Consider the following 12,977-nt stretch of genomic DNA (forward strand, 5'->3'; position numbering starts at 1 on the left):
GTTACTCTTCGCTAGGAATGGTATAAGTGCGGCGTTTTTTGGTTTTAATCACAACTTTTGATTTAGCACCGCCTTCTTCCATCACCGCCCTGTATTCACTTCTAGGTACTGGTTTAGCTTGAGGTACTGGCTTGGTGGTTGCAGGTGGACGGCTCGTTACACTATAGGTAAATCCACAATCACGACAGGCCATTAATGCTGGTTTATGGCCACCGCAAGATGGACATTTTTGATTAGAGCTCACTACTGGTTCCTATTTCTTTCTATGGGAAATTTAGTTTATTGCTTAAGTGTATTTGATCATCTGCAATTAATCACAACAAATTAAACATTTAATGATCCGGTTAGCTATTTACTTAGATTTATCGCTAGTTTATTCGCTGTTTTGCTCCGTCAGGTGCTCAATAAACCATTCTCCAGCAGGACCAAGAGCTTGACTCCAAACCACTTCAATTGGCCACTCAAAGTCATCCACAATAAAATCTCGTTCTAACTCAACCAGTTGATTATTGGCAATGTAGGTTCTAGCTAAAGGCTCGGGGAACAAACCAAAGCCAACGCCATTAAGCAACAGCTGCTTAAATTGGTACATTCTTGAACAATTAACCACCTGAGAACTAAGGCGCACTGACTCAGCTAAATCTTCAGTAATAAAGTTAGACACCGCAGGAGTTATTTGAATTTGCGATAGGAGATCTTGAATAGATAAAGCATGTTTTATCTTAGCAAGCGGATGGCTTGGCGCGCAAACACACAACCATTTAATTCGGCCAATCATAACACTCTCTACTCCGCGACGTGGAATAAGCTCAGCAGGAGTAATAAGAATGTCTACCTCCCCTTCTTCACCAAAATTATGGGAGTCGAACTCATCTACATCAATGATCTTCACATTTAGTTGCGGAAACTTAGCTAACAAGCTTTTTATCGCCTCTCCATACTCTGGAAAAAAGCTATAACCCGATACACCAATGGTTAATTTGTCTTCAATCCCCTCATGGTAAGACTGAGCTTTTTTCTCCATAGCTTGTAAGCGTGGAACAATCTCCAAAGCCTGAACGTAAAGCGTGCGCCCTACGTCAGTTAAGGTTGGCGCTTGGCCAGAAACACGGTCAAAAAGTCGAATATTTAAATCCAACTCCATGTTTTGAATCAATTGGCTCACTGCTGAAGGGCTTACACCCAGTTTACGTGCGGCTGCAGAGAAAGAACGCGTCTCAGCTACTGTCACCAAATAAACTAAACGCTCGGGAGTAATATGCATGCAGTACCTAGGAACAATGCTTTGTTTTTATTGATTAAATGTTAGCACTAGCAGTTTGCTTTTCCCAGCGGTCAACTACTTAATTGTTTGGCTATAAAACTCACTAATGTATTTTCCGCCTTTAATATTGGCAATAATACGTAACTTATAGCTATCTCCCTGGTTAGGGATCAATTCGCGTAATTCGGTGGGGCTTCTCCAGTAATAAGGGCTATCACTCATGCCTAGTGGGTAAGCGGTTACTACATTTGCACTACTTACAATAAAGAAGGTGGCACTATCTAAAGGAAAGGTAGAATTAACCGTGGTTGTTCCTGCTTCATCACTGATATTGAGCTGAAAATCACCGGATTCAAGAATACACTTTTGGTTAATGATGTCACAGTGACCATAGGTACTTAGTTGGAAAACACGCTCTTTTTCTGCATCATGCTCCAAATAAATATCCGATGCGATATACCCGCCAATTGCCAAAAACGGCATCACTAACATAGCCAACTTAGTGTGTCTGTTCATTGTTACTTCCTGTAATCAACCTTATTGAGTGATGCTAACCAAGTTCACTCTTTAACACTATCATATTGAAAATTAATTATTTTTACCAAGTTCCACCGCAAAAAAAGGCTCCCTCTAGGGAGCCTTTTGCTTACTAGGGATTAGTTCAATTCAAGCTTAATGATCGTGAGCTGCGCCTGCACCATGTGGTACACGGAAGTTATCAACCATATCTTGAATATGCTGTGGAGCAGGACCGGTTACTTTACATACTGCGAAGGCAACACCAAAGTTAACCAAAGCACCTACTACACCAAAGGCATTTGGCGAAATACCCAAGAACCAGTTTGGTCCCATATCCCCTAAGAATGAAGTACCAGGGATAAACATAATGCCTTTATGTTGGAATACGTAAAGCATTGTTACACCAATACCTGAGCACATCCCGGCTACCGCAGCGGTACCACTCATTTTCTTAGCAAAGATACCCATCATCAACGCTGGGAAGATAGACGAAGCGGCTAGACCAAAGGCGAGTGCAACGGTACCTGCGGCAAATCCAGGCGGATTTAAACCGAGATAACCGGACACCAAGATGGCAAGTGTCATCACTATTCGCCCTGCCAGCAACTCATTCTTATCTGAGAGGTTAGGCGTGAGCACCCCTTTCATTAAGTCGTGAGATATCGAGGATGAAATAGCCAACAACAAACCAGCAGCGGTTGAGAGCGCAGCCGCCAAACCACCAGCAGCTACTAATGCAATTACCCAGTTAGGTAGGTTAGCAATAGCTGGGTTAGCAAGTACCATAATGTCGCGGTCTACTTTCACCATTTCATTAGTTTCTTTATCAGCAACATATTGGATTTTGCCGTCACCGTTCTTGTCTTCAAACTTCAGCAGACCAGTGTTTTCCCAATCTTTGAACCACTGTGGACGTTCGTCATATACCAAGTTATCACCGGCTTCAGGAACAATAGTGTTCATTAAGTTGAAACGAGCCATGGCACCTACAGCTGGCGCAACAGTGTACAAAATAGCAATGAACACTAGAGCATAACCAGCAGAAGAGCGGGCCGCTTGAACGGTAGGCACAGTAAAGAAGCGCATGATTACGTGAGGTAAGCCTGCAGTACCAATCATTAGTGACAAGGTATAGGCAAACATGTTTAGAGTGCCACCTAGGTTGTCGGTTGTGTACTCTTTAAAGCCAAGATCGGTAACCACCATATCTAGCTTATCGAGTAAGTAAACACCACTACCATCAGCCAGGGTGCTACCCAAACCGATCTGCGGAATCGGATTACCGGTTAACTGCAGTGAAATAAACACGGCAGGAATGGTGTAAGCAAAAATTAGTACACAGTATTGAGCAATCTGAGTGTAAGTAATACCCTTCATGCCGCCTAATACCGCGTAAACCCAAACTACAAACATGCCAATGTATAAACCCATATCGTACTCAACTTCTAAGAAGCGAGAGAAGGCAACACCAACACCTTTCATTTGGCCGATAATGTAAGTAAGCGATGCGATAATCAAACACAATACCGCAACAATACGCGCACCTTTTGAGTAGTATCTATCGGAAATAAACTCAGGCACCGTAAACTTACCATGCTTACGCATATAAGGAGCTAGTAACATTGCTAGCAGCACATAGCCGCCGGTCCAGCCCATTAGAAAAACAGAACCACCATATCCTAGGAAGGCAATTAAACCCGCCATAGAAATGAACGAAGCTGCACTCATCCAGTCAGCACCAATTGCCATACCATTTTGGATAGGCGTAACACCACCACCAGCAACGTAGAAGTCACTGGTAGAGCCTGCTCTAGCCCACCAAGCAATGGCGAAGTACAGGCCAAAGGAGCCAAATACAGCGATATAAGTATAGAGTTTTAACTCGTCCATTTATGACTCCTCAACATGGTATTTTTTGTCGAGCTTATTCATTTTGGCGGTATACCAAAAAATCAAAGCCACAAAGGTATAAATTGAGCCCTGTTGTGCAAACCAAAAGCCCAGTTTATATCCGCCTAAGCGAATTTCATTTAGCGGCTCAACTAGAAGTAAGCCAAAACCAAATGAAACCACAAACCATATGACGAGACAGGTAAATATTAGGCGCAAGTTTTCTTGCCAATATGTAGTCTGTTCTTCCATGATATTTCTCCAAGCAAGCTATAAAAGCCTCGCAATTTTGTGCCAATAAATATGTAAACAACATGTTAACGGCCGAACAAATCATTAAGTTTTCATCTGCGGCTAGTGGAATAGATGCACATATAAACTCAATTCAAGCCTATCGAAGAAAAAGTTAACAAACGATTAACAGACTAGGTATTAATCTTTAGTCTAAAGTCCTTGAATACAAGTAAAAATTGAGATCTAGACGCAGGAATTCAACACTTAAAGAAGCAATAGAGGGATACGGTGAATAATTAAAGAAGGCTCAAGAAAACAAAGCTAAGCGGAAAAAAGCCTGAATAGACAGGCTAGGCAAGTTTTAGTTAACAGTTTGTTAACTACACACAATAATTCAATTCAGAAATATCAACCGGATTCTCTTCAGAAGAAATTTCAGCGTAACTATCGTCGGCAAACGATAGTTCTTGACCATCATCTAATACAATAAAGTACGAAAGACTCACTGGATCAACACGCAACTCCCCTTGCAGAAAACAACCACTGTTAAATACAACCGTAGTATCAGGTTTTGAATAGAACATGGCGTTAACCCTAGGGCCAAAATTAACTAAGGCAATTATTACCAAAAAGGATATGGTTACCCACTTCATCTTAAGTCTCGTGCAAAAAAGAAAGGATTGTAGCAGGTCTACACACAGTGGCGAGTTGACCAAGAATAATTAGTGGTATTTCGATAACAAAAAAGGCATTGCGATGAAAAGTGCAATGCCTTTTATTGGCTACAACAAGCGACTTCTGCTTAATGCAAACCTTCTTGTTTTGTAAACGGCTATAAATAGCTTAGACCGCTAGTTACTGTTACTTGGCTAGAAGTAGTATCGGGCTTGTATCGACATCTCGTCTTGTTTTTTATCTGCACCTAATGCGTCTTTATTTTCTAGACCAAACTTATACTCTAGAGCTAAAAGAACTTGGCCGGGCTTCCACCCCACTCCACCTACGGCATAACTTAACTCACCCTGACTACCACTGGTTTTGTCTTCTAAACCATTGTAGCCCGCGTAAACATGGTAAAGCCCACCATCTATTTTGTAGAAACCAATCAATTCTATACCGTTGGCCTTATCAGCAAGGGTGCTAAATTTACGGCTCAAGTTTTCATACTCACCGTAAGTGCCCGCTAAATAGAACATGTCGGACTCATACACCGCTCCGGCTAACCAAGAAGTAGCCTTATCTTGGTCTGCAGCCCCTACATAGCCCGCTTTAGTATTGTCATAGCCATTGGCAGCGTATGCCGCACCAATAGATAAACCAAAGTCGAAGTCATACTTACCACTTAGCTGGTAACCATAGTCTCTCGCTGAAGCATCTTTCTCAAACTGATATTGAGCTGCTAAGCCAAAGCCGCCAAAAGATTTGCGATAGACAAGGGCTTCATCGGCACGCCCCATGCCCGACTCATCGCCACCATTTCGACCATCATAAGTACCCGACGCTTCACCACCAAACTTCCAAAATTGATCGGTCCACACAGCAATATCATAATAAGCTGACCACTGCTTCCCAACTCTAATTTCGCCAAAACCATCGTTATTGAAATAAATGTTACCTAAGCGGTTACTAAACAATGGATCTTCTTCACTTGAGCCCTCGGTTGGGTTAAAACCCCACTCTAGCTGCGCACCTGCAATCCAGTTTTGCACCATTTCGTGTTCAAATGCGAAACGGATCCGCGAGGTCTTATTCTGTAACTCAAATGACTTATCTTTATCTCCATAGCCCGCTTGATAAAATGCCTCTATCCCTAAGTACCCACCTATACTTACATTAGTTTTACCATTTTCATAAATAGTAGCGGCCGAAACGCTACCTGCCATTGCACTAAGTGCAAGCCCTGCAATTACCTTATTCATGGTTTACTCCTTGGTTTGAGTTTTTTCATTAACTCTTAACAATTGGGGAACAAAAGTGTGCTAACAGTTAAAGCCCCCAAAATTCAGCGTAGTAACAAACCAAAAAATAACCAGTTAACTAATTGAAAGCATAAAATAGCGGAATAGTTATTAGTCGTTAATATCAGCAACTAAAGTAACAAAAACGTCAAAAAACAATATTTACTAACAGGTTTGAGCTAATTCCCCCTATTAAGCCCTAAAGTTCCTGGAAAAAATTCTTGCCACTAATTAACAATTAACTAGTATTCATAGCCTTACTGAGGAGGGATGGGTGAAAACGAGTAAACGTTTGACAGCAATTAACCAACGCGTGATAAAGCACTACCAAGATATATGGGATTGCTGTTGCGACCACGGTTTATTAGGCGCAGAGCTGGTAAAACGCAACAGTGCCAGCTGTGTGCACTTTGTGGATTGCGTGCCACAAATATGCCAACAACTAGAGCAACAATTGCAGCAGCACCTTGCCTATTCATCATCTAGCTTAACCAGCCCATGGCAAGTACATTGCCAAGACGTAGCCCAACTAAAACTCAGTAAAAATGGCAGCCAACTGGTTATAATCGCGGGAGTTGGTGGCGAGCTATGCATTCAATTGTTAAAGGGGATACTAGAACACAACCACGCTGTGGACTTTGAATTGATTATTTGCCCAGTACATTATCAATATGAACTTCGACAGTTTTTACAGAGCAATGGCTTTGGTTTAATTGATGAACAGCTAATAGAAGAGAACCGCCGCTATTACGAAATACTGCATCTTTCTACCACCGCCAGTTCACCAATCAGCCATGTTGGTGACGCAATGTGGGACTTGTCTAAGCCCGAACATAGAGCCTACTTGAATAAAACCATTGCACATTACCGCCGTATGGGCGGAAAAACGGTTCATCCAGCTCTGCGAGCCTATGAAACATTACAAACGAAAAGCTCGCTAGATAACAGCTAAATCAACACGCCATTTAATAAAGATAAAAAATTTAAATCTAATATTGATCTACAAAGCAACATTTTGAGTCGCCTATGCTAGAATCGCTCGCTTTTGTGCAGTGCTATCCGTTCACTGCTACAGTAAGCCTTAAATAGAACAAGCGATCATTGCATGAAATTTCCTGGCCAACGTAAATCCAAGCACTATTTTCCCGTTGAATCTCGAGACCCCTTAACCAACGAACTCAATCCAGTGATTAGCCCCAAGCACACGCATATTACCGGTATTGACCAAACCCTAGTGGATATCGAAGCTCACGTTGACCAAGCATTTATCGATCGTCATAAACTAGTTAAAGGCAATTCACTGCTCATTGATGACAGTGCAGCTCAAGCGCTTTACCAAGAGTTACAAGATAAACAGCTAATTACTGCCGAGTTTGCTGGCGGTACTATCGGCAATACCTTGCACAACTACTCCACCCTAGCCGATGGTCGCTCGGTGATGTTTGGAGTAATGAGTCAAAACATCACCATTGGTGATTACGCCTATCGTTACTTATGCAATACCTCTTCGCGCGTAGATCTCAATTACCTGCAAGCGGTAGACGGCCCGGTAGGCCGATGCTTTACCCTAATTAGCGATTGTGGTGAACGTACCTTTGCTATCTCGAAAGGCCACATGGATAAACTTACCCCAGAGTTTATTGACGAAGAATTAGTAAAAACTGGCGCAGCCCTCACGCTCACAGCTTACCTTATGCGAGCCGGAGACGACCCCATTACTCAAGCCGCTATGCAAGCTATAGAGTATGCCCACCAAGCGAAAGTGCCCGTAGTGCTTACTTTAGGCACCCGCTTTTTAATCGAAGATGATCCTAAATGGTGGCAACAGTTTATTAGCGAACATGTCACTGTTTTAGCAATGAACGAAGAAGAAGCAGAAGCCTTAACCGGTGAAAATGACGTATTACTCGCCTGTGAAAAGGCTCTAGAGTGGTGTGATCTTATTTTGTGTACGGCTGGCTCACGAGGCTTGTTTATGGCCGGTTATACCGATGAAGCCTTCAAACGAACCACCAGTCATACTCTGCTGCCAGGAGCTATCCCAGAATTCAACCAATATGAGTTTTCACGCCCAATGTTAAAAACAGATTGTGAGCAAGCACTGAAAGTATACTCGCATATTGCGCCATTTATGGGTGGGCCAGAAAAAATCACCAATACCAACGGCGCTGGAGACGGGGCTTTATCTGCCCTACTACATGATATGGCTGCCAATGTATTTCATCGTAGTAATGTTGAACAATCGAGTAAACACCGCTTTGAAGCCCTTAGTTATTCTTCATTTGCGCAAATTTGTAAATACGCAAACCGCGTAAGTTACGAAGTATTGGCCCAGCATAGTCCTCGCCTTTCACGTGGGCTTCCAGAGCGCGAAGAAAGCTTAGAAGAAGCTTATTGGGAGCGCTAAATCTAAACTGAACGAGGCCTACTTAATAGGCCTCGATAAGCTTAAGTGATTTCCGCATTGCCTAACAAATAACGATGATAAAACTCATCTTTAGATACCGGCTTCGCAAAGATATATCCCTGCAAGTAATCACAGGCTACATTTAACACATGCTGACGCTGTTGTTCAGTTTCCACCCCTTCTGCAACTACTTTTAGCCCCAAATGATGAGCCATAGTCACAATGGCCTTAACCAGCGCTACGCTGTCGTTGTCGGTGGTCAAGTGTTGAATAAACGAGCGATCTATTTTTAGTAAATCGATATCTAATTGCTGTAAATAAGACAAAGAAGAATAGCCAACACCAAAGTCATCAATTGCTACATCAAACCCGCGTTGTTGCAGACGAGAGAGCTGATCTTTAATGGAGTCATCGGTGGTCATCAAAACATTTTCGGTAATCTCAATCATAATGCTGTGAGCCGGTAATTCGTGCAGCGCAATGGCATGGATCCAATCATCTATCCACTTACCCCCATCATTAAACTGCGAAGGCGAGGTATTTACGCTAATTTGAATATCATCCAGCCCCTGCTTATACCATTGTGACACCGTGGCAACAGTTTGCTGCATTACCCATTGGCTAAGCTCGCGAATTAGCCCTGCTTCTTCCGCAACATGAATAAATTCTTCTGGTCCCACCACCCCGCGCTGTGGATGGTTCCAGCGCAATAGTGCTTCTGCCTTTTTCACCCCGCCCTCTTCTGTCTCGAACTTAAGCGAGGTTATGGGCTGATAATAGAGTTCGAACTGTTCTTCTTCTAATGCGGTACGTAGCTCTTCTAACAAACGGCGTTTCTGCTGAGCTTCCACCTGCATGTCTGAAGAAAAGAACTGATAGCAGTTTCGACCGCGACTTTTAGATACATACATCGCTTGGTCAGCATGTTTTACCACGGCTTCCACGCTATCACCGTCTAGTGGGGAAAAAGCGATACCAATACTGCCACTAACATGAGCAGCTTCTTGTTTAATCGTGAAGCGTTTCGCCAAACCTTGTAATACGGTTTCGGCAATATTGGCAACTCGAGCTTGTTCGTTTACCCCTTCAATCACAATGGTAAACTCATCACCCCCAAGGCGGGCCACGGTATCTTGCTCGCGCACACAACGCAGGATCCGCTGCCCAGCTTGACTTAACAATACGTCACCATAATCATGGCCCAAGGTATCGTTAATCTCTTTAAAGCCGTCTAAATCAATAAAAATCAGCGCAAATTCAATTTTCTCTTTAACTAATGTATGGAGTTTTTCGTAGAAAAAGTGGCGGTTAGGCAAACCAGTAAGGCCGTCGGTGTAGGCATATTGCAATAGTTGTTGATTTGCTCCCTCAAGCTCTTGAGTTCGCAGCCTTACTTGCTTTTCCAACATACGCTCACGCAGTTCAATCGTCTCTAACATGCCGTTAAAGCACTCGGTAAGGTTGGCTACCTCATCGTCGCTAGATTGCTGAGCGCGCAAACTATAATCATTGGATGCCGTTACGCGCTCGGCAACATCCGACAAGTGTAATAAGGGACGCAAAAAACCACGTTTTAGAAACAGTGAAAAAGACAAACTTAAGCCAAACGTAATCACCAACAGCACCGCTAAGAATTGCCCATAAAATCCAATTCGTTGGTCTATGTAACTGTCATTAGCCAGTACCGTAAGCGCACCATAAACTTGCTCATCAAGAATAAGTAAACTGCTTACCTCTATCAGTTCGTCGGCTTCTTCTGCTAACTCTTCTTGGTAGTTATCACTTTCTACCACCGCCAAATTTTGCTGCTCGGTATCGGTAATGGCTGCTCTGATTACGCCTTCACGTAATAACAATGATGAAATCATCTCCTGCATGGCATCTCTGTCATCAAACAACAAAGCGGCTGTGATGTTGGGCGACAAGGTATCGGCTATGTTTTGCAAGCTTTGAGTTTGTTCTCGCTTGGCACTTACAAATTCGTAGGCACTTAACACTACCGTTACCATAGCAGCAGAAAAAATCGCCATACTCATCAAAATGACTAGCAGCTTTTTACTCATGGTATTTATGCTAAGAAAAGACATCTCTACTGCTCCTCCTTAACAACGCGACTCAATCTCAATACCTTTGAGCTCATGGTTATATCGGCCTTTTTAAGTTCTTCGGGGGCAACTTCGAAACGGATTTTTCCAGCTAATAAGAAGAAGCGAATGTGCCCTCCTTGATGAATAAAATCAGGAGTCTCCCCAACCAACATGGTGTGAGGTAATATGGCTCTGTCTACAGTTAGCCAGGTTTTTCTATAGGCAGCAGGGACAAACAGTAAGTTACATTGATTTATCGATAACGAATCCAACTCAACTAGGCTCACCCGTATTTCTAATTCATGAATGCGCTGCTTATGGAGCACCCAACTAGCAGTATCGACAAACTCAATGTCTGGGCTACACAGCTTAAAATAACCCAATGGTTTAGCTAAACCTTGCCATTCACTATAACGCGCAAAATTAAACATAAACCCAGCCTTTAAGGCTGCTTCTTTATCAGCAGCACTTACTTCACTAGCAAGGCCCAATATAGCCAAGGTAATGACTAGCTTAACAAAGCGCCTTATTGCCAACATTGGCTAAAACTCCGCCATAAATCGTAGCACGACACTTTGCTCAATATAGTTTGGAACCGTAAAGGTTTCGGAGGTGTTGTTGTATTCTAGGTGACTACCGGCTAATAAGTTTTTGCCTGTTAATGACAGCGAACTATGCGGCATAAGCTGCCAAGCCCAACTTAGATCTAGCGCGTCATAATCATCTACTGAATAAGCATCGCTGTTAATGGAGCGGAACAATGCAAAAAAGGAATGCTTCTTAAAAGGTTGCCAGCCAGTCTTGGCAAAAATCTGTTTGCTGTCAGAGTCATATCCTATAGCAGGCTGAGTATTTTCTTGTAAGCGATAGCGATAAGCCATTTGGCTGTATCCTAGTTCGGCGCGAAAATTGGCACTTGGTCGCCAAGCAACTAGTGCTTCACCACCTTTCACGTTTAAATCAGCATTAGATGCAACGTCAAATTCAAGCACTGTGCTTTGTAAAGCTTGCTGCGCCTCGATGATTTTACCCTGTGCTAACAATGCTGCGATTTGATCCAAGTTGGCACTGTCTGGATTAGGCTGCACCGCAAAAACATCTTTAGATTGCGTATGAAATAAGGCTAGGTCGAATGACCAATCTTGTTTGCTAAAACGGTAACCCAGTTCGTAAGAAAGAGACTTTTCTGGCTCAACTTGTTGATTACCGTTCAATACCGTGCGCACATGATAGCTATCAATAGCGTCGATACCGGTTTGAAAATACTCGCCAACACGCGTGCCATTAATAGCAGAATCGTAATCAAACTCTGCCAAAGATGGGATCCGCACGCCTTGCGATATAGCACTCCAAAGTACATGCTCGTTATTGGGTTGCCAAGTTATACGTGCAACCGGCTGATGCTCCCAACCGGTAAAACTGTTGTGTTCAGACTTGTTACCAAAACTTAAATTTAATTGCTCGGGAATAAGCGCAAATTGCAGCTGTAAAAAAGCGCCATATTGCTCTAAACGGTCGATATCTTCGTCACTACTAATAATGTAGTTTTCTTCAAAAGGTAAATAGCTATTACGGTAGTTTAAACCCCAATCAAGTTGGGTGGCCCCCCACAAGCTATTCATTTGATAATCAATGTCCAATGTTTGAAATCGTTCTTCCAAATATAGCTGTTTACCATTTTGAACAGCCCACGAAGCTTGCAACATTTGATTGGAAGAGCCAGATAACCGGTGCTCTGCCCGCGCCATAATACGCCCGTCATCACGCTCAAAGCGCTCGGCATATAGGGTGTTTTGGTTTGTGGCTAAAGATAAAGCTTTAAGATTTTGCCCCATATCTGTATGGGTATAACTGAGCTGGGTAAGAATAGACAAATCATCATTAGGCGCAAAATCAAAACGAGCACCAATACTTTGTTGTTTGGCTTCGTCATTAGCAGGTAGCGACTTACCCGTTTTGGCCGCGTCAGAATCTCGCACGCTACCATAGATGCGGTAGCTACCGTTGGAGCCAATATTTCCACCGTGGCGCAGCCCTACATCATAATTTAGTTGGTCACCACTGCTTACTTGCACCAAGGTTTCGCGCGTGTCTAAACTATTTTTGGTGATAATATTAATCACCCCATTGGTGGCATTGCTGCCCCACAATAAACCACCTTGACCTCGAATAACTTCAATACGCTCAATGTCATAGAGAGGTACATCTAAGGTTTCCCAATAAACCCCAGCAAAAGATGGGTTATAAACGCTTTGCCCATCCACCATAACCAATAGTTTACTGGTATAACGCCCAGCAACACCACGCGCAGTGATAGCCCACTGATTACTGTCTAGCTGCCGTACTTCTAAACCTGGTACCAACTTTAATGTTTCTGCCACCGATACCGCACCCGATGCGCGAATGTCTTCCTTGCTTAGTACATATAATGACGCCGCGGTGGTAAACGCTGATTGAGCACGTTTCATCGCAGATGTTGCTTGCACATCTGTAGCCATTAACGATTCTAAATCCAAAATAGGCAAGGGTTCAGCTGCTGCAAAGCTGTAATTAGCCATACATAGCGACCACAAAACACCAGCTGAATACTTCAACTACACCACTCCTTGGGCTTTTAA

Annotated in this window: 12 protein-coding genes; 2 read left to right on the top strand and 10 right to left on the bottom strand. The window is 43.1% G+C overall.

The genetic code is table 11. From position 1 onward, the window contains the following. Nucleotide 1: 1 nt before the first annotated feature. The 7 genes from OV592_RS12805 to OV592_RS12835 all read right to left on the bottom strand — a co-directional run bounded on the left by OV592_RS12805 (nt 2) and on the right by OV592_RS12835 (nt 5,826). Nucleotides 2-244 (bottom strand): hypothetical protein, encoded by a 243-nt coding sequence (locus OV592_RS12805; protein ID WP_406608836.1) that lies wholly within the window; start codon nt 242-244, stop codon nt 2-4. A gap of 129 nt (nt 245-373) precedes the next feature. Further along, on the bottom strand, nt 374-1,264 hold the full coding sequence (locus tag OV592_RS12810; RefSeq protein WP_406608837.1) for a LysR family transcriptional regulator: 891 nt from the start codon (nt 1,262-1,264) through the stop codon (nt 374-376). 75 nt (nt 1,265-1,339) lie between these two features. Then, on the bottom strand, nt 1,340-1,780 hold the full coding sequence (locus tag OV592_RS12815) for a hypothetical protein (RefSeq protein WP_016400516.1): 441 nt from the start codon (nt 1,778-1,780) through the stop codon (nt 1,340-1,342). A gap of 156 nt (nt 1,781-1,936) precedes the next feature. Beyond that, a complete protein-coding gene (locus OV592_RS12820; RefSeq protein WP_016400517.1) occupies nt 1,937-3,673 on the bottom strand; it encodes a sodium:solute symporter family protein in 1,737 nt (578 codons plus the stop codon). Then, a complete protein-coding gene (locus OV592_RS12825) occupies nt 3,674-3,925 on the bottom strand; it encodes a DUF4212 domain-containing protein (protein ID WP_040306877.1) in 252 nt (83 codons plus the stop codon). Nucleotides 3,926-4,287: 362 nt separating this feature from the next. Further along, nucleotides 4,288-4,560: a hypothetical protein gene (locus OV592_RS12830; RefSeq protein WP_406608838.1), complete on the bottom strand. Its 273-nt coding sequence runs from the start codon at nt 4,558-4,560 to the stop codon at nt 4,288-4,290. Nucleotides 4,561-4,776: 216 nt separating this feature from the next. Then, nucleotides 4,777-5,826, bottom strand: coding sequence for a porin (locus OV592_RS12835; protein WP_406608839.1), 1,050 nt, complete (start codon nt 5,824-5,826; stop codon nt 4,777-4,779). A 313-nt stretch (nt 5,827-6,139) separates the two neighbouring features. Between OV592_RS12835 and OV592_RS12840 the strand changes: the two genes are divergently transcribed. Both OV592_RS12840 and OV592_RS12845 read left to right on the top strand, forming a co-directional pair. Next, nucleotides 6,140-6,817 (top strand): tRNA (adenine(22)-N(1))-methyltransferase, encoded by a 678-nt coding sequence (locus OV592_RS12840; RefSeq protein WP_406608840.1) that lies wholly within the window; start codon nt 6,140-6,142, stop codon nt 6,815-6,817. A 153-nt stretch (nt 6,818-6,970) separates the two neighbouring features. Beyond that, a complete protein-coding gene (locus OV592_RS12845; protein ID WP_406608841.1) occupies nt 6,971-8,272 on the top strand; it encodes an inosine/guanosine kinase in 1,302 nt (433 codons plus the stop codon). 41 nt (nt 8,273-8,313) lie between these two features. Here OV592_RS12845 and OV592_RS12850 read toward each other — a convergent pair whose 3' ends face one another. Genes OV592_RS12850 through OV592_RS12860 form a run of 3 tightly spaced genes read right to left on the bottom strand, consistent with a single transcriptional unit; the run spans nt 8,314 to nt 12,953 of the window. Then, complete coding sequence (locus OV592_RS12850; protein ID WP_406608842.1) at nt 8,314-10,359, bottom strand: putative bifunctional diguanylate cyclase/phosphodiesterase; 2,046 nt, start codon at nt 10,357-10,359, stop codon at nt 8,314-8,316. Between the two features lie 2 nt (nt 10,360-10,361). After that, complete coding sequence (locus tag OV592_RS12855) at nt 10,362-10,898, bottom strand: YfiR family protein (protein WP_406608843.1); 537 nt, start codon at nt 10,896-10,898, stop codon at nt 10,362-10,364. A gap of 3 nt (nt 10,899-10,901) precedes the next feature. Continuing rightward, complete coding sequence (locus OV592_RS12860; protein WP_406608844.1) at nt 10,902-12,953, bottom strand: TonB-dependent receptor plug domain-containing protein; 2,052 nt, start codon at nt 12,951-12,953, stop codon at nt 10,902-10,904. Nucleotides 12,954-12,977: the final 24 nt, after the last annotated feature.

It is taken from the genome of Agarivorans sp. JK6 (assembly GCF_045277145.1).
In the GTDB taxonomy this organism is placed as follows: Bacteria; Pseudomonadota; Gammaproteobacteria; order Enterobacterales; family Celerinatantimonadaceae; genus Agarivorans; species Agarivorans albus.